27 protein-coding genes are annotated in these 24,746 nt (G+C 54.7%); 4 read left to right on the top strand and 23 right to left on the bottom strand.

The features are described 5' to 3' along the window. Window positions 1–2: 2 nt before the first annotated feature. The 9 genes from tuf to fkpA form a co-directional block, all read right to left on the bottom strand. Window positions 3–1,187, bottom strand: a complete 1,185-nt coding sequence (tuf, locus tag OGY08_RS11780) for an elongation factor Tu (protein ID WP_003031109.1) — start codon at window positions 1,185–1,187, stop codon at window positions 3–5. Between the two features lie 69 nt (window positions 1,188–1,256). Then, a complete protein-coding gene (fusA, locus tag OGY08_RS11775) occupies window positions 1,257–3,371 on the bottom strand; it encodes an elongation factor G (RefSeq protein WP_003023659.1) in 2,115 nt (704 codons plus the stop codon). A gap of 96 nt (window positions 3,372–3,467) precedes the next feature. Further along, window positions 3,468–3,938: a 30S ribosomal protein S7 gene (rpsG, locus tag OGY08_RS11770; protein WP_003023657.1), complete on the bottom strand. Its 471-nt coding sequence runs from the start codon at window positions 3,936–3,938 to the stop codon at window positions 3,468–3,470. Between the two features lie 95 nt (window positions 3,939–4,033). Further along, window positions 4,034–4,408, bottom strand: a complete 375-nt coding sequence (gene rpsL / locus OGY08_RS11765) for a 30S ribosomal protein S12 (protein WP_003023654.1) — start codon at window positions 4,406–4,408, stop codon at window positions 4,034–4,036. A gap of 125 nt (window positions 4,409–4,533) precedes the next feature. Next, on the bottom strand, window positions 4,534–4,821 hold the full coding sequence (tusB, locus tag OGY08_RS11760; RefSeq protein WP_008786292.1) for a sulfurtransferase complex subunit TusB: 288 nt from the start codon (window positions 4,819–4,821) through the stop codon (window positions 4,534–4,536). Window positions 4,822–4,828: 7 nt separating this feature from the next. Continuing rightward, window positions 4,829–5,188, bottom strand: a complete 360-nt coding sequence (gene tusC / locus OGY08_RS11755) for a sulfurtransferase complex subunit TusC (protein ID WP_032945176.1) — start codon at window positions 5,186–5,188, stop codon at window positions 4,829–4,831. Then, window positions 5,188–5,574, bottom strand: coding sequence for a sulfurtransferase complex subunit TusD (tusD, locus tag OGY08_RS11750; protein WP_057067137.1), 387 nt, complete (start codon window positions 5,572–5,574; stop codon window positions 5,188–5,190). The genes tusC and tusD overlap by 1 nt, the downstream gene beginning before the upstream one ends. Beyond that, window positions 5,574–6,296, bottom strand: coding sequence for a helix-turn-helix transcriptional regulator (locus OGY08_RS11745; protein ID WP_003023643.1), 723 nt, complete (start codon window positions 6,294–6,296; stop codon window positions 5,574–5,576). The genes tusD and OGY08_RS11745 overlap by 1 nt, the downstream gene beginning before the upstream one ends. 167 nt (window positions 6,297–6,463) lie before the next feature. Then, on the bottom strand, window positions 6,464–7,282 hold the full coding sequence (gene fkpA, locus OGY08_RS11740; protein WP_003827768.1) for an FKBP-type peptidyl-prolyl cis-trans isomerase: 819 nt from the start codon (window positions 7,280–7,282) through the stop codon (window positions 6,464–6,466). Window positions 7,283–7,514: 232 nt separating this feature from the next. Here fkpA and OGY08_RS11735 point away from each other — a divergent pair, with 232 nt between their 5' ends. After that, window positions 7,515–7,733: a protein SlyX gene (locus tag OGY08_RS11735; protein WP_003023639.1), complete on the top strand. Its 219-nt coding sequence runs from the start codon at window positions 7,515–7,517 to the stop codon at window positions 7,731–7,733. 113 nt (window positions 7,734–7,846) lie between these two features. On the opposite strand, the gene slyD is transcribed toward OGY08_RS11735, so the two are convergent. From slyD to kefG, 4 genes are all read right to left on the bottom strand, one after another. Continuing rightward, window positions 7,847–8,458, bottom strand: coding sequence for a peptidylprolyl isomerase (slyD, locus tag OGY08_RS11730; RefSeq protein WP_008786294.1), 612 nt, complete (start codon window positions 8,456–8,458; stop codon window positions 7,847–7,849). Between the two features lie 94 nt (window positions 8,459–8,552). Continuing rightward, entirely contained in the window at window positions 8,553–8,753 is a 201-nt protein-coding gene (locus tag OGY08_RS11725; protein ID WP_003023632.1) for a YheV family putative zinc ribbon protein, read from the bottom strand. 9 nt (window positions 8,754–8,762) lie between these two features. Beyond that, entirely contained in the window at window positions 8,763–10,568 is a 1,806-nt protein-coding gene (gene kefB / locus OGY08_RS11720) for a glutathione-regulated potassium-efflux system protein KefB (RefSeq protein ID WP_003827759.1), read from the bottom strand. Next, window positions 10,568–11,119 carry a glutathione-regulated potassium-efflux system ancillary protein KefG gene (gene kefG, locus OGY08_RS11715; protein ID WP_003023629.1) on the bottom strand — a complete coding sequence of 184 codons (552 nt, stop codon included), beginning with the start codon at window positions 11,117–11,119 and terminating at the stop codon, window positions 10,568–10,570. The genes kefB and kefG overlap by 1 nt, the downstream gene beginning before the upstream one ends. 132 nt (window positions 11,120–11,251) lie before the next feature. Between kefG and OGY08_RS11710 the strand changes: the two genes are divergently transcribed. Beyond that, a complete protein-coding gene (locus OGY08_RS11710) occupies window positions 11,252–13,153 on the top strand; it encodes an ABC transporter ATP-binding protein (RefSeq protein ID WP_125362822.1) in 1,902 nt (633 codons plus the stop codon). 16 nt (window positions 13,154–13,169) lie between these two features. Next, window positions 13,170–14,102 (top strand): LysR family transcriptional regulator, encoded by a 933-nt coding sequence (locus tag OGY08_RS11705; protein ID WP_057067186.1) that lies wholly within the window; start codon window positions 13,170–13,172, stop codon window positions 14,100–14,102. Window positions 14,103–14,195: 93 nt separating this feature from the next. Here the strand turns inward: OGY08_RS11705 and mdcH are convergent, their stop codons facing one another. The 10 genes from mdcH to prs all read right to left on the bottom strand — a co-directional run bounded on the left by mdcH (window position 14,196) and on the right by prs (window position 23,818). Beyond that, window positions 14,196–15,092 (bottom strand): malonate decarboxylase subunit epsilon, encoded by an 897-nt coding sequence (gene mdcH / locus OGY08_RS11700; protein ID WP_032945181.1) that lies wholly within the window; start codon window positions 15,090–15,092, stop codon window positions 14,196–14,198. Then, window positions 15,092–15,709, bottom strand: a complete 618-nt coding sequence (locus OGY08_RS11695; RefSeq protein WP_032945182.1) for a malonate decarboxylase holo-ACP synthase — start codon at window positions 15,707–15,709, stop codon at window positions 15,092–15,094. The genes mdcH and OGY08_RS11695 overlap by 1 nt, the downstream gene beginning before the upstream one ends. A 3-nt stretch (window positions 15,710–15,712) precedes the next feature. Further along, the gene (locus tag OGY08_RS11690) at window positions 15,713–16,672 is read right to left on the bottom strand and encodes an AEC family transporter (RefSeq protein WP_032945183.1); all 960 of its coding nucleotides are present in this window, start codon (window positions 16,670–16,672) and stop codon (window positions 15,713–15,715) included. A 124-nt stretch (window positions 16,673–16,796) separates the two neighbouring features. Continuing rightward, window positions 16,797–17,597: a biotin-independent malonate decarboxylase subunit gamma gene (mdcE, locus tag OGY08_RS11685; protein WP_032945185.1), complete on the bottom strand. Its 801-nt coding sequence runs from the start codon at window positions 17,595–17,597 to the stop codon at window positions 16,797–16,799. Next, window positions 17,597–18,430: a biotin-independent malonate decarboxylase subunit beta gene (locus tag OGY08_RS11680; protein WP_032945186.1), complete on the bottom strand. Its 834-nt coding sequence runs from the start codon at window positions 18,428–18,430 to the stop codon at window positions 17,597–17,599. Before OGY08_RS11680 ends, mdcE begins: the two co-directional genes overlap by 1 nt. Further along, complete coding sequence (gene mdcC, locus OGY08_RS11675) at window positions 18,423–18,722, bottom strand: malonate decarboxylase acyl carrier protein (RefSeq protein WP_032945188.1); 300 nt, start codon at window positions 18,720–18,722, stop codon at window positions 18,423–18,425. The genes OGY08_RS11680 and mdcC overlap by 8 nt, the downstream gene beginning before the upstream one ends. A 17-nt stretch (window positions 18,723–18,739) precedes the next feature. Next, window positions 18,740–19,600 (bottom strand): triphosphoribosyl-dephospho-CoA synthase, encoded by an 861-nt coding sequence (locus OGY08_RS11670; RefSeq protein WP_286565889.1) that lies wholly within the window; start codon window positions 19,598–19,600, stop codon window positions 18,740–18,742. Further along, entirely contained in the window at window positions 19,600–21,255 is a 1,656-nt protein-coding gene (gene mdcA / locus OGY08_RS11665) for a malonate decarboxylase subunit alpha (RefSeq protein ID WP_057067141.1), read from the bottom strand. Before mdcA ends, OGY08_RS11670 begins: the two co-directional genes overlap by 1 nt. Window positions 21,256–21,452: 197 nt before the next feature. Then, a complete protein-coding gene (locus tag OGY08_RS11660) occupies window positions 21,453–22,943 on the bottom strand; it encodes a nicotinate phosphoribosyltransferase (RefSeq protein WP_057067142.1) in 1,491 nt (496 codons plus the stop codon). Between the two features lie 14 nt (window positions 22,944–22,957). Next, entirely contained in the window at window positions 22,958–23,818 is an 861-nt protein-coding gene (gene prs / locus OGY08_RS11655; protein ID WP_111464673.1) for a ribose-phosphate diphosphokinase, read from the bottom strand. Between the two features lie 191 nt (window positions 23,819–24,009). Between prs and OGY08_RS11650 the strand changes: the two genes are divergently transcribed. Continuing rightward, window positions 24,010–24,729 (top strand): NUDIX domain-containing protein, encoded by a 720-nt coding sequence (locus OGY08_RS11650; RefSeq protein ID WP_008786298.1) that lies wholly within the window; start codon window positions 24,010–24,012, stop codon window positions 24,727–24,729. The last annotated feature ends 17 nt before the right edge of the window (window positions 24,730–24,746 follow it).

The raw sequence follows: 24,746 nt of genomic DNA, 5'->3' as shown, positions 1-24,746 counted from the left end.
AATTAGCTCATTACTTTAGCAACAACGCCCGCACCAACAGTACGGCCGCCTTCACGGATTGCGAAACGCAGACCGTCGTCCATCGCGATCGGGTGGATCAGGGTAACAACCATTTTGATGTTGTCGCCCGGCATTACCATCTCTACGCCTTCCGGCAGTTCGATGGTACCAGTCACGTCAGTAGTACGGAAGTAGAACTGCGGACGGTAGCCTTTGAAGAACGGAGTATGACGGCCGCCTTCGTCTTTGGACAGAATGTACACTTCAGATTCGAACTTGGTGTGCGGCTTGATAGAGCCCGGCTTAGCCAGTACCTGACCACGTTCGATTTCTTCACGTTTGATACCACGCAGCAGAACACCAACGTTCTCACCAGCACGGCCTTCGTCCAGCAGTTTGCGGAACATTTCAACGCCAGTACAGGTAGACTTAGCAGTCTCTTTGATACCAACGATTTCAACTTCTTCACCAACTTTGATGATACCGCGCTCTACACGACCGGTAACAACGGTACCACGACCGGAGATGGAGAATACGTCTTCGATAGGCAGCAGGAACGGCTTGTCAATCGCACGCTCTGGTTCTGGGATGTAAGAATCCAGGAAGCCAGCCAGTTCGATGATTTTCGCTTCCCACTCTGCTTCGCCTTCCAGCGCTTTCAGAGCAGAACCACGAACAATCGGAGTGTCGTCGCCCGGGAAATCGTACTGAGACAGAAGTTCACGAACTTCCATTTCTACCAGTTCCAGCAGCTCTTCGTCATCAACCATGTCGCATTTGTTCAGGAACACGATGATGTACGGAACGCCTACCTGACGACCCAGCAGGATGTGCTCACGAGTCTGCGGCATCGGGCCGTCAGTCGCAGCAACAACCAGGATCGCGCCGTCCATCTGCGCAGCACCGGTGATCATGTTTTTAACATAGTCGGCGTGGCCCGGGCAGTCTACGTGTGCGTAGTGGCGAGTCGGGGTGTCATATTCAACGTGAGAAGTGTTGATGGTGATACCACGAGCTTTTTCTTCCGGCGCGTTATCGATCTGGTCGAATGCACGAGCAGCACCGCCGTAGGTTTTAGCCAGTACGGTAGTGATTGCAGCGGTCAGGGTAGTTTTACCGTGGTCAACGTGGCCGATGGTGCCGACGTTAACGTGCGGTTTTGTACGTTCAAATTTTTCTTTAGACACGGCTATATTCCTTACTATAGTGCTCTCCCCTATGGAGAGAGCACGGGACTTAGGTTTTAATCCTGTGGATTATTTACCACGGGCTTCAATAACGGCCTGAGCAACGTTGTTCGGCGCATCGTCGTACTTCAGGAACTCCATGGAGTAAGAAGCACGGCCTTTGGTCAGAGAACGCAGCTGGGTTGCATATCCGAACATTTCAGACAGCGGAACTTCAGCATGGATAACAACGCCAGTGACGTTGGATTCCTGACCACGAAGCATACCACGACGGCGGCTCAAGTCACCGATTACGTCACCGGTGTTCTCTTCCGGAGTCTCTACTTCAACCTTCATGATAGGCTCAAGCAGAACTGGTTTCGCTTTCTTAAAGCCATCTTTGAAGGCGATAGAAGCGGCCAGTTTAAACGCCAGCTCAGAGGAGTCAACGTCATGGTAAGAACCGAAGTGCAGACGCACGCCCAGATCAACAACCGGGTAACCAGCCAGCGGGCCAGATTTCAGCTGTTCCTGGATGCCTTTATCAACGGCCGGGATGTATTCGCCAGGAATTACACCACCTTTGATGTCGTTGATGAACTCGTAGCCTTTCGGGTTTGAACCCGGCTCCAGCGGGTACATGTCGATAACAACATGACCGTACTGACCGCGACCACCAGACTGCTTAGCGTGTTTACCTTCGATATCGGTAACTTTCGCGCGAATCGCTTCGCGGTAAGCAACCTGAGGTTTACCGACGTTCGCTTCAACGTTGAATTCACGCTTCATACGGTCAACGATGATGTCGAGGTGCAGCTCACCCATACCAGCGATAATGGTCTGGTTAGATTCTTCGTCAGTCCATACGCGGAATGACGGGTCTTCTTTAGCCAGACGGCCCAGAGCCAGACCCATTTTTTCCTGGTCAGCTTTGGTTTTCGGTTCTACCGCGATGGAAATTACCGGCTCAGGGAATTCCATACGTTCCAGAATGATCGGGTGATCCGGGTCACACAGAGTGTCACCAGTGGTCACGTCTTTCAGACCGATTGCAGCAGCGATATCGCCCGCGCGAACTTCTTTGATCTCTTCACGTTTGTTAGCGTGCATCTGTACGATACGGCCGAAACGTTCACGTGCAGTTTTCACGGAGTTCAGGATGGTGTCACCGGAGTTAACCACACCAGAGTACACGCGGAAGAAGGTCAGGTTACCCACGAACGGGTCAGTAGCGATTTTGAATGCCAGAGCAGCAAACGGCTCGTCATCGCTAGCATGACGCTCAGCAGGAGTATCTTTACCGTCGTCCAGAATACCGTTGATCGCAGGTACGTCTACTGGGGATGGCAGGTAATCAATTACCGCATCCAGCATCGCCTGAACACCTTTGTTCTTGAACGCAGAACCACAGGTTACCAGGATGATTTCGTTGTTCAGAACGCGCTGACGCAGAGCTTTTTTGATCTCTTCTTCAGTCAGTTCTTCACCACCCAGGTATTTCTCCATCAGCTCTTCTGAAGCTTCTGCAGCGGACTCGATCAGGTTCTGGTGCCATTCTTCAGCCAGTTCCTGCATGTCAGCCGGGATATCTTCATAAGTGAAGGTTACGCCTGCATCTTCTTCGTTCCAGTTGATGGCTTTCATTTTCACCAGGTCAACAACACCGGTGAACGCTTCTTCAGCGCCAATTGCCAGCTGCAGCGGAACAGGGTTCGCGCCCAGACGGGTTTTGATCTGACCAACAACTTTCAGGAAGTTCGCACCCATACGGTCCATTTTGTTAACGAACGCAATGCGCGGAACTTTATATTTGTTTGCCTGACGCCATACGGTTTCAGACTGAGGCTGAACACCACCAACTGCGCAGTAAACCATTACTGCACCATCAAGCACACGCATGGAACGTTCTACTTCGATAGTGAAGTCAACGTGCCCCGGGGTGTCGATGATGTTTACGCGATGCGGTTCATACTGCTTAGCCATACCAGACCAGAATGCAGTAGTCGCTGCGGAGGTGATAGTAATACCACGTTCCTGCTCCTGCTCCATCCAGTCCATGGTGGCTGCGCCGTCATGAACTTCACCGATTTTATGGTTTACACCGGTGTAGAACAGAATACGTTCGGTAGTAGTGGTTTTACCGGCGTCGATGTGCGCACTGATACCGATGTTACGGTAGCGCGCGATGGGTGTTGTACGAGCCATTTGATTCCTCGTTTATCTTTTAGGCGTTCAATTTAAGTAGCCCAAAGCGGGCTGCTTACTAGAAGCGCCCGCCTGGTGACTAAAACTCCGAAGGGATTACCAACGGTAGTGTGCGAACGCCTTGTTGGCTTCTGCCATACGGTGAACGTCTTCACGTTTCTTAACTGCAGTACCTTTGTTTTCTGCAGCATCAGAAAGTTCGTTCGCCAGGCGCAGAGCCATGGATTTATCACCGCGTTTACGAGCAGCTTCAACGATCCAACGCATTGCCAGAGCATTACGACGGACCGGACGGACTTCAACTGGTACCTGATAAGTAGAACCACCAACGCGGCGAGACTTAACTTCGACAGTCGGGCGCACGTTTTCGAGAGCTACTTCGAAAGCTTCCAGTTCGTTTTTACCAGAACGCTGAGCCAGGGTCTCCAGCGCGCTGTATACGATAGTTTCGGCAGTAGATTTTTTACCATCTACCATCAGGATATTTACAAATTTAGCCAGCAGTTCTGATCCGAACTTCGGATCCGGCAGAATTTTACGCTGACCAATGACGCGACGACGTGGCATGGAAATACTCCGTTGTTAATTCAGGATTGTCCAAAACTCTAAGAGTTTAGTTTGACATTAATATAAAACGTTTGGCCTTACTTAACGGAGAACCATTAAGCCTTAGGACGTTTCACGCCATACTTGGAGCGTGATTGCTTACGGTCTTTAACGCCGGAGCAGTCAAGCGCACCACGAACGGTGTGGTAACGAACACCCGGGAGGTCTTTTACACGACCGCCACGGATCAGGATCACGGAGTGCTCCTGCAGGTTGTGACCTTCACCACCGATGTAGGAAGTCACTTCAAAACCGTTAGTCAGACGAACACGGCAAACTTTACGCAGTGCGGAGTTCGGTTTTTTAGGAGTGGTAGTATATACACGAGTACATACGCCACGTTTCTGCGGGCATGCTTCCAGCGCAGGCACGTTGCTTTTTGCAACTTTGCGTGCACGTGGTTTGCGTACCAGCTGGTTAACTGTTGCCATTAAATAGCTCCTGGTTTTAGCTTTTGCTTCGTAAACACGTAATAAAACGACCTCATACAATATGAGGACGCAGAATTTTAGGTCGGTGTCGAAAAGGTGTCAAGAAATATACAACGATCCCACAATTACCAGGACATCTGGCTGGGATGCTTCACCGTAAGTCTGACGAAGTCAGTATAGCTAACCCTGACGACACTGTCTGAAATTTGACCACTCAAACCGCGAGCCTTAATGTCTTCTTCCAGTACATAGACCTTAATGGAGGCATTTTGCAGACTTTCAAGGAAACGGCTGCCTTCGATTGCCGCCGTCACACCATCCTGGAGCAATAAAAGCTCATCGTCTTTATCTACCAGGCGAAGAAGAGAGGAGAAATCGGTAAGCCACGCGGAACGATGTAGTGTGTGCAGCATGAGAGTCTCAAAACCTTAAAATGACGTCAAAGTTGCCTAACTCACGGCGTAAATCTTCCGGTTCAAGCGCTGTCGCATCGACCACAAAATTACCCCCCTGCTGAAGGCCCCGCTCGCGTAATGAAGCGGCGCACAGCCAACATTGATCGATATCGTACAACCCTAACAGCTTGAAGGTTGCGATATAGTCTCGCGCCAGCACGGCATCCGGTTGTTGTCCCTGGAGGATTTGAAAGACGCCATCGCCGATAAAAAACACGCCGAGGTCTTCCGTTAATGCAGATGTCGCCAGCAATGCATCTAACCCTTCACGGCCAGATGCGCTGCCGTGCGGCACGGTAGAAAAGACAAAAGCAACACGTTTCATCAGAACTGCACCACGCGATCGCAGGTCAGGGATGCCTCAGCCAGCGATCCAAGCCCGCTGAGGTTAAAACCTGATTGTAAATTAGCCCCTGCCAGTCCCAGCCGCTTTGCCTCAGTTTCATCAACAATGCCGCGACGCAACGCCGCCGCCACGCAGATATTCAGCGTTACACCATGTTGTTGGTTCAGCTGTTGCCAGGCCCGCACCAGATCATATTCATCACTGGCGGGTGAAGTCAGTAAGTTGGCGTTATATACACCTTCTCGATAGAAAAAGACGCTGCATAACTCATGCCCTTCTTCGAGTAGCGCGTGTGCAAATTGCAACGCGCTGCTCGCCTGCTGCGTGCCATAAGCAGGCCCTGTCACCATGATGGCAAAACGCATTACTTGTCTTGCCCCTGGAAATCGCCGCTTTTGAACTGACGAATATAGAGGTAGACCGTATGTTTGGAGATGTTCAGCCGATCGGCGACCTGATTGATGGCATCTTTAATATCGAAGATGCCTTTCTCATATAAATTCAGGACGATCTGGCGGTTCTTCGCGTTGTTGGAAACATTGCGATCGGCATTCACTTCTTCGATCGTGAATTCCAGCGTCTGGGTAACCAGATCTTCCACCGAAGAAGCGAAGTTGACGGCAGAGCCCACTTCCGGGGTTTCCGGTGGGATAAAGGTATTCATTATCTGCGAGAAAGGAACATCAAGGTTCATGTTGATGCACAGCAGACCAATCACGCGATGCTCACGGTTGCGAATGGCAATCGTCACCGACTTCATCAAGACACCGCTTTTCGCACGTGTGAAGTAACACTTCGACACGCTGCTATCCGCACCCGTCATATCATGCAGCATACGCAACGCAAGGTCAGTAATCGGTGAGCCAATTTTACGGCCCGTGTGTTCACCGTTAGCAATGCGGATGGCCGAGCATTTCAAATCCTGCAAAGAGTGCAATACGATTTCACAATGGGAACCAATGAGCATCGCCAACCCGTCCACTACCGCTTCGTAGGATTTGAGGATATCGAAGTCGGTTTGATCGAAAGGACGTTGATCCAGCAAATCTAGCTCACTGGTTTCGTTGGTTAAAAGCGACCTGGACATGAAAAAAAGCACTCCTTTTCAGGAGCCTGTCGTTATGTTGTCAGGGCAGGCTCATCACTATTATAGGGGCATCTAAAGTAATACAGCGCACAAGGCGCTTTCCAGTATTAATTATATCCTGTCGATAATAAAAAACCGCCGCCCTGTGGGCGGCGGTTTCTGTTAGCTTATTTTTTGCTGCTGTCTGCAGCTTTATCTGCCGGTGCAGCATCTGGCTGCGCGTCAGCTTTCGGTGCCGGTTTGATGTCTAACAGTTCAACATCAAAGACCAGCGTAGAGTTGGCCGGAATACCCGGGACGCCCGTTTTGCCGTAAGCCAGATCCGGTGGGATAACCAGCTGGATTTTTCCGCCTTTCTTGATGTTTTTCAGGCCTTCAGTCCAGCCAGGGATGACACCGTCAAGACGGAAAGACAGCGGCTCACCACGGGTGTAGGAGTTATCAAACTCTTTACCATCGATCAGCGTACCTTTGTAGTTGACTACCACGGTATCGCTGTCTTTCGGTGCAGCGCCAGTACCTTCTTTCTCTACTTTGTAGACCAGGCCAGTAGAAGAGGTTTTAACGCCTTTCTCTTTAGCAAATTTCTCGCGGTAAACTTTACCTTTGGCTTCGTTGTCAGCCGCGTCTTTTTCCATTTTCGCCTGAGCGGAGCTCTTCACGCGCGCTTCAAACGCCTGCAGAGTTTGTTCGATTTCCTGGTCAGACAGTTTGCTCTTGTCTGCAAATGCATCCTGAACACCAGCGATCAGCTGATCTTTATCCAGTTTGATGCCCAGTTTTTCCTGCTCTTTCAGAGAGTTTTCCATATAACGACCCAGGGACGCGCCCAGCGCGTAAGCGGCTTTTTGGTCGTCATTCTTGAATGCTGCTTTGCTGTCAGCAGTAGCGGCTGGTTTCGCAGCATCAGCAGCGAAGGTGATCGGGGCATGCAGAGCAACAGCCATTGTGGTCGCCAGCAGCGTTACTTTAAACAGTGATTTCATCCATATCTCCAGGGCCGGGGCATCTCACCCCAGGGTTAGCTAACATAAAAATGTACTATAAAGCGTTGCAGAACAAATCAACATACAGGCACGCCCTATTATCACCACTTTTCAGACTCTTTTTGTTTAAATTAGTTTCGTTACCGAAGATTGAGTGCTGTGCAAACAGGCAAAGTTAAGTAGAATTCGCCGCAGTCCGCGATCTGCCGGAGAAAAAAGAAAGAGGTGAATCATGCAGGATACAACAATGGAAACTCGCCTGGCTGAACTGGAAAGTCGCCTGGCATTTCAGGAGATCACCATTGAAGAGCTCAACGTGACGGTGACCGCGCATGAACTGGAAATGGCCAAACTGCGCGACCATCTGCGTCTGCTGACGGAAAAGCTCAAAGCAACGCAGCCGTCCCACATTGCATCGCAGTCTGAAGAGACCCCGCCGCCACATTATTGAGACGTAAAAAAAGCGGGGATATCCCCGCTTTTTTGTGCCGGATGACGACGTAAACGTCTTATCCGGCCTACGGTAGGCCTGATAAGCGTAGCGCCATCAGGCAATCATACCGATCAGTGGCAACCGCAGCCGCCGCCGTTACCTTTACCGCCACCGCCGCAGCAGCCTTCGCCGCCGTGCTCGTGACCATGGTCGTGACCGTGGCCGTGGCCACCGCAGCAACCGTCATGACCGTGGTCATGATCGTGGTCGTGACCGTGCGCACCGTGAACGTGGCCGTGAGCCAGTTCTTCTTCGGTCGCTTCGCGGATAGCAACAACTTCTACGTTGAATTTCAGATTCTGGCCAGCCAGCATGTGGTTACCGTCAACCACAACGTGGTCGTCTTCCACTTCGGTAATTTCTACCGGTACTGGACCCTGGTCAGTTTCAGCCAGGAAACGCATGCCAACCTGCAGTTCGTCAACGCCCATGAAGACGTCTTTAGGAACGCGCTGCACCAGGTTTTCGTCGTACTGACCGTATGCGTCGTTTGCGCCAACAGCAACATCGAATTTGTCGCCAACTTCATGACCGTCCAGCGCTGTTTCCAGGCCAGAAATCAGGGAACCGTGACCATGCAGGTAGTCCAGCGGTGCACTCACCGGAGACTCATCAACCAACACACCGTCTTCTGTACGTACCTGATAGGCCAGGCTGACCACCAGGTCCTTTGCTACTTTCATGATATCTCCTGAGCATGGAAAGAATAGTGGCGCAGATTGTAGCGGAATTCTGCACCCGTGTACCCTCTAGCTTAAAAAAAGCTGCGCCATATCGCTAGTCCGGATGAAAAATCCCGATCACTTGCTCTTCTTTGCGAACGTGCTCGCGCGCCTCTTTATCGGCTTCCCGCATCTGATGACCGCACTTAACACACTCAACAATATCGATATTATTTTCGCGCCACATCGCCAGCGTATCCTGCGACTGGCAGGACGGACATTTTGCACCTGCGATAAAACGTTTACGAATTGCCATGGTTATCCTCTACTCAAATTCATCCCAGCCATCCAGCTGACGTCGCTCTTGCTGCATCTCTCGTTGGAAAATTTCCTCCAGCTCGCGCCGGGCTTCCCTGGCTCGAGAGATTTGTACCGTATCTGTATGCATGGGGATCAGTTCCCGCAGCATGCGCATATCCAGCCGCCGAAAATGCAGCTGAGCGCGCTGAGCCTGGTGCGGATGCATTCCCAGTGTAACCAGCGTTTTACGCCCCAACTCCAGCGCACTGGAGAACGTTTCGCGAGAAAACTGCGTCACACCAGCCTGTAATAACTCATGCGCCTCTACACGTCCGCGCGCTCGCGCAAGAATATGCAAATGCGGAAAATACTGTTGGCACAGTTCCACCAGTTTCATGGTGTCTTCAGGCTCATTACAGGTAATAACAATAGATTGCGCCGCCTCTGCCCCTGCGGAGCGCAACAGTTCCACCTGCGTGGCATCACCGTAATAAACCTTATAGCCATATTTACGCATCAGATTCACCGCGCTGATATCCCGCTCCAAAACGGTAATGCGCATTTTATTGGCCATCAACAGGCGACCAATAACCTGACCAAAACGCCCAAACCCCACCACAATCACCTGCGGTTTATCATCTTCCACCCAGGGTTTTTCATCTTCCTCATCCGTGCCGTTAAACTGGCGGGAGAGCCATTTATCAATCAGCTTCATCACCAGCGGTGTGGTCATCATCGACAGCGTGACGGTCACCAGCAGCAACGCCATTTGGTCGCCCTGAAACAGCCGTTGCGAGGATGCCGTTGAAAACAGCACGAAAGCGAATTCACCACCCTGACTTAAAACCCCGGCAAATTGCATCCGTTCAGAGCTTCTCATGCCGTTAAGACGCGCCAGCACATATAGCACCAGCATTTTTACGACCACCAGCACGATCACGCTCGCTGCCACCCACAGAATATGGGTGTAGAGCACGCCAAGATTGAGCGACATGCCAACGGAGATAAAAAACAGCCCGAGTAACAGGCCTTTAAACGGATCGATTGCCGTTTCCAACTCATGTCGGTATTCGCTTTCCGCCAGCAGCACGCCCGCGATAAACGTTCCCAGCGCCATTGACAGCCCCAGCGCATCCATAAATAAAGCAGAACCCAGCACCAACAGCAGCGTGGCAGCGGTGAACACTTCCCGCACGCCAGAATCCGCAATAAAGCGGAAAACCGGACGCAGCAAATAGCGACCGCCAATCAGCATGCCGGCAAAGGCCAGCACCTTCATCCCCACTTTGATCCAGTCAAAATGTTCGTCAGCAGAACCCGCCAGTAGCGGAACCAGTGCCAGCGCGGGGATCACCGCCAGATCCTGAAACAGCAGTACCGAAAAACCCAGTTGTCCGGATTCACTGCGGTTCATGCCTTTTTCGCGCATTAACTGTAGCGCCATAGCGGTCGATGACATCGCCAGACCAATGCCGCCAACCACTGCCGCCTGCCAGGAGAACGCAGTGAGCATCAATAATCCGGCCAGCACCACCGCGCTCAGCATCACCTGCGCGGCACCGACGCCAAAAATTGAACGCCGCAGTTGCCACAGTTTGGCGGGATTAAGTTCCAGCCCAATGATGAACATAAGAAAGACTACGCCCAGCTCGGAAAAGTGCAGAATTTCATCCACATCGCTGATGAATCCTAATCCCCACGGGCCGATAGCAATACCCGCCAGCAAGTAACCCAGCACCGGACCGATACCCAGCTTTGAGGCCAGGGGAACTGCAGCCACCGCCGCGAAGAGGAACAACACTCCCGCTGTCAATAAATCAGAACCTTCCATCAGCGGCCTCCCACAGGGATCGGATTCGCCAGCCAGTCACCATACGCTTTCGCATGGCTGTCCAGCTCCTGCTTCGTTTGCCGTCTGGCCCAGTAAACGATAATTGGGCTCATCCAGTGCATACGGCACATACCGGCCGTTAGCTCGAAAGGGCGCAGCACATCGCTCATTGGATAACGGTTTAGCGCGTCATAGCGGTAGGCACTTTCCGGTTCTCCGGTAGTGATAACGCTACGCCAGTACTTTCCCGCCAGTTGATTCCCTCCGGGGCCGCTGGCAAATCCGCGGCTCAGTACGCGGTCAAGCCATTCCTTTAACAGCGCCGGACAGCTATAGGTGTAGAGCGGATGCTGAAAAACAATCACATCATGCTCACGCAGTAGCGCCTGCTCATGCGGAATATCGATAAAAAAATCAGGATAGTGTGCGTAAAGGTCGTGCACGGTAACATTGCTAAGCTGCATGGCCGGTTTAAGCAGGACTCGGTTCGCGACCGAGTCCTGAGATTCCGGATGGGCATACAGCAGCAAGACTTTCGCTGGCTGGAACATCATCCCCCTCCCGGTTTTGTCTTTTGTCTATTTTCGATGTTTTGGGCTACCATTGCGCCTCGGTGCGGCAAATGGCCCACACATTACATTATCATAATGATAAATTAACATAGTCTGAACATACGGCGCCTTATGATTGTTTTCTCATCGTTACAAATTCGTCGCGGCGTGCGCGTCTTGCTGGACAATGCCACGGCCACCATTAATCCTGGGCAGAAGGTTGGCCTGGTGGGTAAAAATGGCTGCGGTAAATCTACCCTGCTGGCATTGCTGAAAAATGAACTCAGCGCCGACGCTGGAGGATTTACCTATCCGGGAAACTGGCAGCTTGCGTGGGTGAATCAGGAAACGCCAGCATTGCCGCAGCCCGCGCTGGAGTACGTCATTGACGGCGACCGCGAGTATCGTCAACTGGAAGCGCAGTTGAACGATGCCAACGAACGTAACGATGGACATGCCATTGCCACTGTCCATGGCAAGCTGGATGCCATCGACGCCTGGACCGTGCGCTCACGCGCCGCCAGCCTGCTGCATGGCCTCGGTTTCTCCAACGAGCAGCTTGAACGTCCGGTCAGCGACTTCTCCGGTGGCTGGCGTATGCGTCTCAACCTGGCCCAGGCGCTGATCTGCCGTTCAGACCTGCTGCTGCTCGATGAACCCACCAACCACCTCGATCTCGACGCGGTGATCTGGCTGGAAAGATGGCTGAAAAGCTATCAGGGCACGCTGATTTTGATCTCCCACGATCGCGACTTCCTCGATCCGGTGGTGGATAAAATTATTCATATCGAACAGCAAACCATGTTCGAGTACACCGGCAACTACAGTGCGTTTGAAATCCAGCGTGCGACCCGCCTCGCACAGCAACAGGCAATGTACGAAAGCCAGCAGGAGCGCGTGGCGCATCTGCAAAGCTATATCGATCGTTTCCGCGCTAAAGCAACGAAAGCGAAGCAGGCACAGAGCCGTATCAAAATGCTGGAACGCATGGAGCTGATTGCCCCAGCGCACGTGGACAACCCGTTCCACTTCAGCTTCCGTGAGCCGGAAAGCCTACCAAACCCGCTGCTGAAGATGGAAAAGGTTAGCGCTGGCTACGGCGAACGCGTCATTCTCGATTCGATCAAACTGAATCTGGTGCCGGGTTCCCGCATCGGCCTGCTCGGTCGCAACGGCGCGGGTAAATCGACACTGATTAAGCTGCTGGCCGGCGAACTGGCCCCAATCAGCGGTGAGATTGGCCTGGCGAAAGGCATCAAACTGGGCTACTTCGCGCAGCACCAGCTGGAGTTTTTACGCGCCGATGAATCACCCATTCAGCATCTGGCACGCATGGCGCCGCAGGAACTGGAGCAGAAACTGCGTGACTACCTGGGTGGATTCGGCTTCCAGGGCGACAAAGTCAGCGAAGAGACACGCCGCTTCTCCGGTGGCGAAAAAGCGCGTCTGGTACTGGCATTGATCGTCTGGCAGCGCCCTAACCTGCTGCTGCTCGATGAACCAACCAACCACCTGGACTTGGATATGCGTCAGGCGCTGACCGAGGCGCTGATCGATTTTGAAGGCGCGCTGGTTGTCGTCTCGCACGACCGTCACCTGATCCGCTCCACCACCGACGACCTCTATCTGGTACACGACAAGAAAGTCGAGCCGTTTGATGGCGATCTGGAGGATTATCAGCAGTGGCTGAGCGATGTCCAGAAACAGGAAAACCAGGGCGACGAACCGGCGAAAGAGAGCGTTAACAGCGCCCAGGCGCGTAAAGACCAGAAGCGCCGTGAAGCGGAACTGCGCTCCCTGACGCAGCCGCTGCGTAAAGAGATTACCCGTCTGGAAAAAGAGATGGAGAAACTGCACGCACAGCTGGCGCAGGCGGAAGAAAAACTCGGCGACAGCGAACTGTACGACCAAAGTCGCAAAGCCGAACTTACCGCCTGTTTGCAGCAGCAGGCCAGTGCGAAATCCGGGCTGGAAGAGTGTGAAATGGCCTGGCTGGATGCGCAGGAACAGCTCGAACAGATGCTGGCCGACTAACTTTGGGAAGACGATGATGAATCAGCTGACGACCAACGATATTACCTTCCGCAAGCTGACCATCTTCATGACCTTTATGGAGAAGGGTAACATCGCCCGCACCGCCGAGGCGCTGAACATCAGCGGCGTTAGCGTTCACCGGGCGTTGCACACGCTGGAAGAGAACGTTCGTTGCCCGCTGTTCGTTCACAAAGGACGTAATCTTATCGCCCAACCCGCAGCGTGGACGCTGCTGGAGTACTGCCAGGAAGTCATCCAACTGATGGAGCGCGGGCTGGAAGAGACGCGCAAAACGGCAGGTGTGGGTCAGGGTCGTTTACGCGTTGGCACGCTCTACTCGCTGACGCTGGAGACGGTGCCGCACCTGATTATGGGCATGAAGCTGCGCCGCCCGGATCTGGAGCTGGATCTCACCATGGGCTCCAACGAAGCGCTGCTGAAGATGCTGGAAAACGGTACGCTGGACGCGATCCTGATTTCCATTTCAGAAAGCGAAATCGACCGCAACAGCCTCGAAGTGCTGCCCCTGTTCCACGACGATATCTACCTCGCCGCGCCGATGTCCGCTACGCTGGACGCCACCATGAAGGCGGACCTGCGTCACTATCGCAATGAGAAGTTTGTCTCACTGGCGGAAGGCTTCGCCACCTATGCCGGTTTTCAGGAAGCGTTTCATATCGCCGGGTTTGAGCCGGAAATCGTTACCCGCGTAAACGACATCTTCTCGATGCTCAGTCTGGTACAGGCAGGGGTTGGTTTCTGTTTGATGCCGGGGCGAATGAAGAAAATGTATGAGAATACCGTGAAGCTGCAAAAATTGGCTGAGCCCTATCAGATGCAGCAGCTTATCGCGATTGTCTTTGCCCGCAACCGCGAGCGTGACCCAAGCCTGTTGGCGCTGGCCGCCGAAGGGCGGATGTATGCGCGCAGCCTTAAGCCAAACGACTGATTGCCGGATGGCGACGCTTTGCGTCTTATCCGGCCTACGCGTTTCGAGCCGGTTTTGTAGGCCCGATAAGCGCAACGTCATCGGGCAATCACATCACGCACGAAGGCGTTTCGCCAGATGCACAGCAACATCCACGCCGCTGCGCTCCAGAGAAACAGACTCCCCTTCCCACGCCGCCTGACGCGTTAAGCAGGTCAGCACGCCACCGGGCGGCATTTCAATCGCCAGCCGCGCTTCACGTTCGTTAGCGGAGATAACCGCCTCCTGCCAGCGCACGGTACGCGCCATATTCATCGCCAGGTCGTCAGCAATCCGCTCCGGCTGCCACAGTACGCGCCCGGTGCTGCCGCTGAGGTAGGCGTAGCGTGGGCGAGAAAGCGTCACCTTACTGAAAGCCTCAACCAGCTTTTGTGCCGGTTCCGCCAGTAGTTCACAGTGAGAAGGCACGCTCACCGCCAGCCGGTGCGCCTTGCTGGCGCCTTTCTCCAGCGCGCGTTTTGCCACATCGGCCATCGCTTCATCGCTACCCGCAATCACAATCTGCGTTTCGGCATTCAGGTTGGCGATATAGGTTCCGCTGCCTGCCACCAGACTTTCCACCTGACTTAACGTTAGCCCCATAATCGCCGTCAGGCCGTAGCCATGCGGATACGCCTGCTCCATTAAGTCACCGCGCAGCGCCACGAGCCGCAGCGCGTCGGCAAAATCCAGCGCCCCGGCGAGCACCGCTGCCGGGTAAGCGCCGATAGACAAACCGCTGACGATATCCGGCGACACGCCGCGACGCTCCAGCTCATGCGACCACGCAACGCCCGCAATCAACAGTGACAGCTGCACCGCGCGGGTATGCTGTAGCGCCATCGGCGTGTCGAGTGTATCGGCCTCTGCGCCCAGCACCTCCCGTGCCTGCGCCAGCTCTGTTCCCGGCAGGTTTTGCAGCATCCCCGGATGCTGAGTTCCTTGCCCCGGAAAGGTAAACAGAATTTTCATTACTCCTCCCTGCTCCACGGGTCGCTCACCAGACGCGGCCCCTGCGCGGTTTTTAACAGTGCTTTACCGTCGCGCAGCCATTCGTTAAGGGCAAATGCGCCACAGGGCGTCTCAACCTGGGTATCGGCACGGCAAAGCCCTCCCGCCACCTGCTGTTGCCATTTGACCAACAGCTCGCGTGATAACGGCTGAGGCGCGCGGATCAGCAGATCCAGATCGCTTGCCGCGTGGATCACCGGGATCCCGGTAGCCAGCGCATAGCCGGTACTGCCGGTGATGCCCCACGTCCACGGCCACGCCTGCTGCGTCAATAACAACGCCACCTGAAGCGGTGGCTGAGAGATAAAAGGCGAACGCAGCAGCGACAGCGGATCCACCAGCAATTCCGGCGAGCAGACGCGAACGACCGCCTCCGCTTTCACCCAACCGGCGGCGCGCTGGTCGCGCTTCATCCCGCGGACGCCCACGGGAATACGCCCCTGCGCATCAACATCACGCCGTACGACCACCGGCAGGCCGCTATGCCAGACGGTATCCACCCAGGATTCCGTGACATCTTCGAGCGCGTCGCGCGCGTTCAGCCAGATAAGGTCGTGTGGGCGTAATGTTGTGCTCATGATTTAGATTCCTGAAGTCAGCGAGATAAACAGCGGCAGCGACAGGATACACAGTACGGAGCTCAACAGCAGCACGGCTTCTGCATCAGGCGACTGCACGCCAAAGCGGTTACCGAACACCACGCCGAAGAAACCCGCGGACAGCGCAATCATCAGGATAGCGGTAATCGCCACGGAACCATGCAGGCCGAAAATCAGCACGATACCCCAGGCAATAGCCGGTTGAATCAGCAGCTTAGTGATGGTGGAGGTAATCACCACGGTGTTGATCTGCAGTTTACGCGCAGAAAGAATGACGCCGGTCAGGAATAGCGCCGCCGCAGTAGCAGACAGACCCAACGGTTTGATCGCCGCCAGCACCAGCTCCGGCATTTTAATACCAATCGCGGAGAGGATGACCCCCAGCAGCGGGCCCATGACGATCGGTTTTTTGATCGAGCGCCACATCAGCACCGGCAGCATGGAGAGTGTAGAACCGGAGTTTCCACCTTCCGCGCGCGCTTTCTCACGTTCGAGGATCAGCAGGCAGAACGGCGTCATCAATACGGAACCGCAGGCAATGGAAACGGCAACGGACAGCGAGGTGGAAGAGGTTTCACCCAGCACGCTACCCAAAATCGGCAAGCCCAGCGCGGCGTAGTTTGGCAGCGCAACGGTCAGGGTCAGCACGGCGGCGTCCTGTGGAGATTTCTTGAAAACTTTGGTCGCCATAAAGTAGATGGCGGCATAGGTAATCCACATCGCCAGCGTCAGTACCACAATCAGCGGTGACTGCGCGACGATACCCGCCCACGGCGTTTGTACCGTGGCGCTAAACAGCGCTGCGGGTAACGCAAAGTCCATCACGAAGATATTGAGCAGGGAGACATTTTTGTTGTCCACCATTTTGGCCTTCCCGGCCCAGAATCCCAGCAGCATGATGACGAAAATCGGAGCAAGAGCATGAACAATTACGTAAGTCATATTTCACCTGTAATGAAAAAAGTTAGCACTGGCGCGATGATTATTATTTTTTCAGATGCAGTGACCCACGCGGGCGCAGCGTATGCGCCCACGGAGCCGTACATCCTGCAGGTCTCTTTTTTACTTACCAGCTAGCCCGCATACGTTCGCGTACGAGGGCAGAGCTGCGGCGGTTGTCAGCGCCCAGACGGCTTTTCAGCGTCGGGTCCTGACGAGCGTCATTGATGGCCTGTTGCAGCGTGGTTTTCACCAGCGCCAGATCTTGTGCAGATGGGGCATCCGGATTGCTGATATCCAGCAGATTCTCCAGCAGCCCCAGGGTGGCGTAGTTGCTGATGTCATACGCCATTGGCGGAATGGTCGCCGCCAGTTTTTCCAGCGCCTCAACGGTACGCAGGGTGATGCGCGCCGCCGACTCTTTACCCATCGCATGGATCAATACGCCTTTATCGTTGAAGGCTATCAGACGGTTTGCCTGGTAGCCGTGCGCCAGAAACGCGCCGGACATTGCTTTACCAACGATAAGACCAATCACCGGGTGACCCGCCAGACGCGCATTGGCATATGCCGCCGCCGCGCCGGCCAGCGCCTGGTGAATGCCGAAACCTTCTTCACGGCGACCGTAGGCCTGGCTCGGCACGTCAATCACCGCCACAATCGGGCGCTTGACGGCTTTATCGGCATCGGCGGCGATGGTTTCGCTCACCACTTTCGCCAGCGTCCAGCCTTCCAGCAGACCGACTTCGCCTTTGGCTGCGCGTGGATAATGGTTATTGGCATCGGGAACGACCGCGATAAAACGCGCGGTTTCACCGTTCAATTCACCGTCTGCCGCCTGTACGGACGGGCACAGCCCCTCGATACGTTTAGCGTTTGGCACCAGCGTTTCCAGCCATAATTCGCCACGGCTAATTACGTTACTCATCATTTCACCTCCCGGGCGAAGAGCGCTCTAATCTGTTCTGAATCGGCCTGTTTGCGGGTGTCGAAGTTGCTCAGGCGATCGAGATACCAGTCGTAGTTATCGGTGCGATGTTTTGCCGGAACGCCTTTGGCCAGCGCCTCGTTCATGGCGGCTTTCACCGCTTTCACACCGTCGTTGACCAGTGCTTCTACCAGCCCGCTTTGGTAGCGAACTTCCCCCCCTGTCATGCTCCAGATGAACGGACGGTCGCGGGAGTCATACTCTTCAATCCCGGCTTCCTGCTCGATAACCTGCGGGCCGTTGAGGCCGAGGCGCGCTTCACGGGTGACAATCAGATAGCTACACAGCGCCGCCGCAATAGACATCCCACCGAAGCAGCCGACTGTACCGGCCACAATGCCCACCACCGGGGTATAACGACGCAGGTCAACAATCGCCGCATGGATATCGGCAATCGCCGCCAGACCGAGGTTCGCTTCTTGTAAACGCACGCCGCCGGTTTCCAGGCTCAGGACCGCCTGAGTCGGGATGCCGTTGCGGTTATCTTCCGCCGCCAGCTCCAGCGCCGCCGCCATTTTGGCGCCGGACACTTCGCCCATGCTGCCGCCCTGGAACGCGCCTTCAATCGCCACCACCACTGCCGGTTTGCCGTTAATGGTGCCTTTCGCCACCACCATGCCGTCATCAGACTGCGGGACAATGCCCTGTGCGCCGAGCCACGGCGACATCACGCCTTCAAACGGGTCAAGCAGTTCACGGTAGCTGCCTTCGTCCAGCAGCGCATGCGCACGCTGGCGCGCTTTTAATTCGATAAAACTGCGATCATCACGCATAGCTCACCTCTTCAAAAACCTGTTCGATACGGATGCGCGCCACGCCCGGCGTCGCGCCGAAGTCATGGATCGTCAGTTTGCCCGCAGGCAGGCTGCTGACCGTTTGCAGACGGTTGAACAGCGCTTCCCAGCGGCGGGTGCTGTTATCGACAGAAGTGGTGATATCAATGGTTAACGTCTGGCCCTGGTCGGCGGTGAATAACACCTCCATATCCCCAGAGCCCACAACGCCTGCCAGCGCTTTGCCGCTTAAGGTGCGGCTGGCCGGTACGGTTAACGTAATGTGTTCCATAACATCCTCTTAATGCTTTAAATACGGCGATTCGACGTAATTTCGACGCGATCGAGAAACAGCGTGGCGGCGAGCAGGTCAGCGGCACCGCCCGGCGAAGCGTTCAGCGCCAGCATCTGACTATCCAGTTCCGCTAATGCCGCCTGACCTGCTAGATGAGCGCTGCCGCCAGCATTCAGCACGGCTCGCGCGCCGTTCTGCATGGCATCAAGCCCTTCCAGCCCTGCGCGAGACAGCACACAGGTATCGGTCAGTGAGGTCATGATCGCCATCAGCGCATCCAGCCTCGCGTGCGTTTCGCTGCTGCCGCTCAGGCGGCTTAAACGCAGCTGCGGCAGCGCACGTTGCATCACATGCGGAAACGCCTGCTGCGCTTCTTCACGTGCGCCGGGTACGCGGTAACGGTGCGTCGCACGAAGCCCCTTACTGAAGACTTTTGGCACCGCATCGTCCGGCAGCTTCGCCAGCTCTGCGGCGGTAGCCGCAACCTGTTGGGCGCTACCTCCGCCACCGAGCATCGCCACGGCGCTCACCAGCAGCCCCAGCGCCCAAATCGCGCCGCGGTGGGTATTCACGCCGTGGGTCGCGGCCATCATCTGCTGCTCGCCTTCACGGCCGAGTCGCCCTATGGTTTGTCTGAGCGCAATATCCGCTGGACGCTGCCAGCTTTGCTGCGCCAGCGCCTGAAACGTAGGGGTCAGGCTGTACGCGGAGCGCTCCATTAGCGAAAGCGTAAGATCGTGGTGCGCGCCGTTCCCCCGACTGTCCACCAGACCGGGTTTCGGGCTTAATTGTGCTTCGTCAATCAGACACTGCGTGGCGGTTCGCGCCAGCCATTCGGCACCGCCTTCAACCTGAATCTGGGGCAGAAGTTTCATTACCAGCTCCGGAATTTCGCAGGTGGGTTGTAAAGACCGCCGGACCATTCCACCAGGTCAGCGACACTACCGGCTGCCAGCAGCGAACGGGTGGCATCGGTACGACGAATGCCCATATCTTCCGGATAGACCACCTTGCCGCTCTGACGCAGTTCGGCAACGCGTTTAGCGTCAACGCCCAGACCGATATCGGTGATCCCGGCGACCGCAGCCACCATCGCGCGGCGCTCTTCGAGATCTTTGGCGCGGTAGAGGTAGGCAATACCTTCTTCAGTCAGCACATGAGTCACGTCATCGCCGTAAATCATTACCGGCGCCAGCGGCATGCCGGAGGCTTTCGCCACCTCTACCGCGTCCAGTTTTTCGACGAAGGTTGGCTTCACGCCCGCCTGGAAGGTTTCCACCATCTGCACGACCAGTTTTTTACCGCGCTGCATCGGATCCGGTTCGGTGATCATATTCAGCCAGGCTGGCGTTGCATGACGACGACCGTGCGGGTCATGGCCCATGTTCGGCGCGCCGCCGAAGCCGGAAAGACGGCCGCGGGTTACGGTGGATGAGTTGGCGTAGCCATCAACCTGCAAGGTGGAGCCGATAAACATATCCACCGCGTACTGCCCTGCCAACTGGCAGAAGGCGCGGTTAGAACGCATAGAGCCGTCAGAGCCAGTGAAGAAGATGTCCGGACGGGCGCGGATGTACTCTTCCATCCCCAGCTCGCCGCCGAAGCAGTGCACGCTTTCTACCCAGCCGCTTTCAATCGCCGGGATCAGCGTCGGATGCGGGTTCAAAGTCCAGTGTTTACAGATTTTGCCGCGCAGCCCCAGCTGTTCGCCGTAGGTTGGCAGCAGCAGTTCGATAGCGGCAGTGTTGAAGCCGATACCGTGGTTCAGCGACTGCACCTGGTGTTCCGCGTAGATGCCTTTAATCGCCATCATCGCCATCAGGATGTGTTCCTGTTTAATCAGGCGCGGGTCGCGGGTAAACAGCGGTTCAATAAAGAATGGTTTGTCGGCGACAACTACGTAGTCAATCCAGGATCCCGGAATATCCACGCGCGGCAGGTCGCATTCATCATCTACCAGCTCGTTCACCTGCGCGATAACGATACCGTCATGGAAGGCGGCGGCTTCCACCAACGCCGGAGTATCTTCGGTGCTCGGCCCGGTGTAGAGGTTACCTTTACGGTCAGCTTTATAACCGGCAATCAGCGCCACGTTCGGGGCCAGGTCAACATAAAGACGGGAATAGAGTTCGATGTAGGTGTGGATGGCGCCGATTTCCAGTTGGCCATCTTCCAGTAGCTGCGAAATACGCAGGCTCTGGGTACCAGAGAAGGAGAAGTCCAGCTTGCGGGCGATGCCTTTTTCAAAGATATCCAGGTGCTCGCTGCGCCCGACGCTTGGCATAATCATATGCAGGTCGTGGACAATCTGCGGATTGACTTCAGCCAGCATGCGGGACAGGAAATCTGCCTGCTTCTGGTTATTACCTTCTAATACCACGCGGTCACCCGGCGCGATCAGTTTTTCCAGCATCGCGGTCAGGTCTGCGGTCGGCAGCACCTTGCCCTGCACCGGAACGGAAGCCAGGCGGCGCTGTTTTTCCGTACGACGGGTGTTCCAGACTCGTGCTGGCGTTTGCCCAGATAACATTATTAACCTCCTGATTCAGCTAATCATTTTGATTGCTTAACACTGGAAAGAGTGTGCACCCTGGTGAGAAAGTCATCAATTAAGCGTAGGAAAAAATCATTAGCTTGAGAGTAATAATTGAAGTAACCATTTGTGACGATGATCAATTCACGCCGGGAGGGAGGAGGAAGCGGGTAAAGCTACCCGCTTGCGGAAAACTAGCTTTGTGCCGCCAGACGCTGGCGGATATCTTCAAAATGTTCACGGTTAAACAGCTTGCCGTTGAGAAAACGAGTTTTCAGCTCCCCTTCCTGCTCTTGCTCCCAGGTCTGTTCGTCATGCAGACGCAGTTCCCCTTGCTCATCACGTGTGACGCGAAGCAGACCACGGGCTGAACGTTTCAGACCATTATCAGTTTTCGGTTCTTTAAAAATCGTCCGGCCTTTACCGTCGACTTCTCCCCACGTCGCTTTCATCGCAAAACCAAAGGTGTCACGTGTGTTGTATTGATAAGTAAAAGAACCAACGCCAAACACGACGTTTGAACTGGCAAATCCTTTCGCTTCCAGACGACGCAGGATCTCATTCGCTCGCTCAAGGGTGATGGAGTCGCCATAAATCAGTCCGACATGCGGGTCGAGCACCTTGTAACCTTTGGCGTTAATCGTGCCGCCAAAAATCTCCCACAGCACTTCCACGGACCCTTTCTCCTGAGCGGTACGATCGCTGCGGGTATCCTCATCTGCGCCAGTACCACACAGGATCTCCACCGGGTTGCCGCTATCCGGACGGAATACCACCCGACCTTCACGCGCCAGAATGATGCTTTTCAGTTCGCGGGTATATTCCGTCAGCACCTGCCAGTAGTCCCAGGTATCAGAGACTATCGATACAAATCCTTGCGGGTAGAGATCGGCAATCAGGCGGCGGAAGGTTTCAATCTCATGTTCGCGCTCACCCATACACATCACGCTGTGTTCGGTAGCCGGAATGCTGGCGCCGATAAAATAGGGCTCGCCGTCGGTGTAGTAATCGCGGGCGTACAGCAGAGATGGAATACTGTCGGTCCCTTTAAAGCTCAACAAATGCCCACTGCCCGCCTGCATGGTGTCCTGTAATCCGGACATACCGCGAAATGAAAAGTCATGGCACTGGAAGTCAAGGTGCGTCAGGTCGCTACAGGTTTGCTCTGCCCAGCGAGCGCAGATTTTGCGGTAGTGGTGAGCTATCGTGGCATTTGTTGACGCCTTCCACAGCTCCGCCGACAGCACGGTCTCCAGGTAATTCACCAGCCAGAAAAACTCGGGTTGGGTGTTGATGATAGTTAAAACCGGTACCGCCATCGGGACTTTGCTGCCTTCATCCAGCGCCTTGATGTGCAGCGGCAGATAGCCCAACTGATGCAGTGCACGAATATGGTCCACCGCCACCGCATCTTTGCCCAGATAGCTGTCCATGACCTGTTTGTATTCGCTGACCACCTCGTCTTCCGGGCGGGCAAAGAACGCCTCATTAAACAGGTCGACTAAAAACCACTGCATAAAACCCTGCAGGCCGAAGAATACCAGTTTGCCATCCGCCAACGGCGAGGAGAAAAAGCGATCGCTGCGCGGGGTAAAGTTGGAATACACGCGATGGGTACCCTGCGGATACTGTACGCGATGAGAAACTTTGTAGCCGTCGATAGCCAGAATCGGATTCATTTTCATAATCAGTCTCTCCCTCAGGCGCGGTAAATCGCGTCAATATCGATAAGCTCAAGCTGCGGATGTACCAACGCTGGGGCAGCTAAAGAGGTGGTGGTGTAGATAGCGTCAATACCGTTTGCAAACAGGTGATCAACGCCCTTAGAAAAGATACCGTGGGTGACATACAGGCTGACACTGCAGGCGCCAGCATCACGTAACACCTGTGCAGAGCCTATAAACGTACCGCCTGCGTCACACAGATCGTCAACAATCAGCAGATCCCTACCCCTGACGTCTCCGGCCAATAACGCAAATCCCGTCAGGCTGCCGCTTGCCACATCACGTTTTTTACTCAGGATGGCGTACTGCTCCACACCGGCTACTCTGGCTACAGCATCAATCTTCTTCAGCGATCCCGCATCGGGAGCAACCAGCATCAGCGCGTGTTGCTGAAACAGCCGCGATAATGACGCGCTTTGCATCAGGCAGACCTCCTGGGGGATCGCCACGAAGTTGTCGATTGCAGCCGCCGCCGCATCGCTGTGCGGGTCGAGCACGTTGACCTTGTCAAATTTCAACGTATTGAGCTGACTGGCGAAGACTTTCAGCGCAAAGCTGTCACCCGATACCATATGTCTGTCCTGACGCGCCCACGGCAGCCAGGGAAGGTCGAGATGGCTGACCAGTACATCGGTCTGATGACGTACCGCCTCAACCAGTTGCGCCAGCAGCATAAAATCGTTCATATCGCGCATAGCCGTGGCACGGATGCGCATCAGGCGAGCAAAGGTTGGCAACGCATCGGTGACTTTTAACCAGACAGCACCATCAGGAAAAACACCGCTGGCAACGGCATAGGTCTGGTCGTCCAAAGTTAGTGTCAATTTTATGTTCATCGCGCTCACCCCTTAATTGTGTCCCTTCGACACAATTAATAATGTCCCTGTGACACATATTAAGCAAGCATAAAATGAATTATTTTTAAGCCGTGAGCTAATCCACTGATAAGCAATGAGAAAAAACGAACCTTGCCCCCCGGTGTCGGGCTGGTACACTTGTCAGCGTTACAAATCATCGTGAGTACCTTATGACCACCGAAGCCGACTACCTGAACCAGTACGATGCCAGCCGCTTCCCTTCACCTCTGGTGACGGTAGATAGCGTGTTATTTACCCTGCATCAGCAGGCGCTGTGCGTATTACTGGTCGAGCGGGCAAATCAGCCGCAAAAAGGGCGTTGGGGATTACCCGGCGGCTTTATTGATATCGAAAACGATGATTCAACCCGCGCCACCGCGCTGCGCAAACTCACCGAAAAAACAGGCGTTTCGCCTTCGTGGCTGGAACAACTGGATACCTTTTCCGGCCCTGATCGTGACCCGCGCGGCTGGAGCCTGACGGTCACCTGGTTTGCACTAATCGCCTGGGTAGACTGCGCGCCCCATATCGCCAGCGTCAGCAATGCCCGTTGGGTGCCGGTTGATGAACTGAAAAACTATTCACTCGCGTTTGATCACGAGAAAATCATTACCGCGGCGCTACACCGCTTACGGCAAAAAACGATGTACTCGCTCCTGCCCGTATACTGCTTGCCGGAAACATTTACCCATGGGCAACTGCTCGAAGCCACTGAGGTGATCCTCGGCCAGTCGATCCAGCGTAAAAGTCTGATTCGTCGCTTTGAAGCGTCAGGAATGTTTGAAGATACCGGAGAAAGCGTGGCGACAGGGACGCGTAAAGCCCGCCTGTGGCGACGTAAACCCAACGTCGATTTTCATCTTTTCTCGCGTAACCTGCTGACTGACTAGCGACAAAATCACATATT

The organism is Citrobacter sp. Cpo069 (assembly GCF_030332785.1).
GTDB lineage: Bacteria > Pseudomonadota > Gammaproteobacteria > Enterobacterales > Enterobacteriaceae > Citrobacter > Citrobacter portucalensis.
The sequence above is the reverse complement of the archived record's forward strand: the minus strand, read 5'-3'. Positions and strand labels throughout refer to the sequence as shown.

Coding starts and splice junctions, on each gene's coding strand:
- fusA (WP_003023659.1), bottom strand. CDS start 3,371: ATGGCTCGTACAACACCCATCGCGCGCTACCGTAACATCGGTATCAGT.
- rpsG (WP_003023657.1), bottom strand. CDS start 3,938: ATGCCACGTCGTCGCGTCATTGGTCAGCGTAAAATTCTGCCGGATCCG.
- rpsL (WP_003023654.1), bottom strand. CDS start 4,408: ATGGCAACAGTTAACCAGCTGGTACGCAAACCACGTGCACGCAAAGTT.
- tusB (WP_008786292.1), bottom strand. CDS start 4,821: ATGCTGCACACACTACATCGTTCCGCGTGGCTTACCGATTTCTCCTCT.
- tusC (WP_032945176.1), bottom strand. CDS start 5,188: ATGAAACGTGTTGCTTTTGTCTTTTCTACCGTGCCGCACGGCAGCGCA.
- tusD (WP_057067137.1), bottom strand. CDS start 5,574: ATGCGTTTTGCCATCATGGTGACAGGGCCTGCTTATGGCACGCAGCAG.
- OGY08_RS11745 (WP_003023643.1), bottom strand. CDS start 6,296: ATGTCCAGGTCGCTTTTAACCAACGAAACCAGTGAGCTAGATTTGCTG.
- fkpA (WP_003827768.1), bottom strand. CDS start 7,282: ATGAAATCACTGTTTAAAGTAACGCTGCTGGCGACCACAATGGCTGTT.
- OGY08_RS11735 (WP_003023639.1), top strand. CDS start 7,515: ATGCAGGATACAACAATGGAAACTCGCCTGGCTGAACTGGAAAGTCGC.
- slyD (WP_008786294.1), bottom strand. CDS start 8,458: ATGAAAGTAGCAAAGGACCTGGTGGTCAGCCTGGCCTATCAGGTACGT.
- OGY08_RS11725 (WP_003023632.1), bottom strand. CDS start 8,753: ATGGCAATTCGTAAACGTTTTATCGCAGGTGCAAAATGTCCGTCCTGC.
- kefB (WP_003827759.1), bottom strand. CDS start 10,568: ATGGAAGGTTCTGATTTATTGACAGCGGGAGTGTTGTTCCTCTTCGCG.
- kefG (WP_003023629.1), bottom strand. CDS start 11,119: ATGTTCCAGCCAGCGAAAGTCTTGCTGCTGTATGCCCATCCGGAATCT.
- OGY08_RS11710 (WP_125362822.1), top strand. CDS start 11,252: ATGATTGTTTTCTCATCGTTACAAATTCGTCGCGGCGTGCGCGTCTTG.
- OGY08_RS11705 (WP_057067186.1), top strand. CDS start 13,170: ATGAATCAGCTGACGACCAACGATATTACCTTCCGCAAGCTGACCATC.
- mdcH (WP_032945181.1), bottom strand. CDS start 15,092: ATGAAAATTCTGTTTACCTTTCCGGGGCAAGGAACTCAGCATCCGGGG.
- OGY08_RS11695 (WP_032945182.1), bottom strand. CDS start 15,709: ATGAGCACAACATTACGCCCACACGACCTTATCTGGCTGAACGCGCGC.
- OGY08_RS11690 (WP_032945183.1), bottom strand. CDS start 16,672: ATGACTTACGTAATTGTTCATGCTCTTGCTCCGATTTTCGTCATCATG.
- mdcE (WP_032945185.1), bottom strand. CDS start 17,597: ATGAGTAACGTAATTAGCCGTGGCGAATTATGGCTGGAAACGCTGGTG.
- OGY08_RS11680 (WP_032945186.1), bottom strand. CDS start 18,430: ATGCGTGATGATCGCAGTTTTATCGAATTAAAAGCGCGCCAGCGTGCG.
- mdcC (WP_032945188.1), bottom strand. CDS start 18,722: ATGGAACACATTACGTTAACCGTACCGGCCAGCCGCACCTTAAGCGGC.
- OGY08_RS11670 (WP_286565889.1), bottom strand. CDS start 19,600: ATGAAACTTCTGCCCCAGATTCAGGTTGAAGGCGGTGCCGAATGGCTG.
- mdcA (WP_057067141.1), bottom strand. CDS start 21,255: ATGTTATCTGGGCAAACGCCAGCACGAGTCTGGAACACCCGTCGTACG.
- OGY08_RS11660 (WP_057067142.1), bottom strand. CDS start 22,943: ATGAAAATGAATCCGATTCTGGCTATCGACGGCTACAAAGTTTCTCAT.
- prs (WP_111464673.1), bottom strand. CDS start 23,818: ATGAACATAAAATTGACACTAACTTTGGACGACCAGACCTATGCCGTT.
- OGY08_RS11650 (WP_008786298.1), top strand. CDS start 24,010: ATGACCACCGAAGCCGACTACCTGAACCAGTACGATGCCAGCCGCTTC.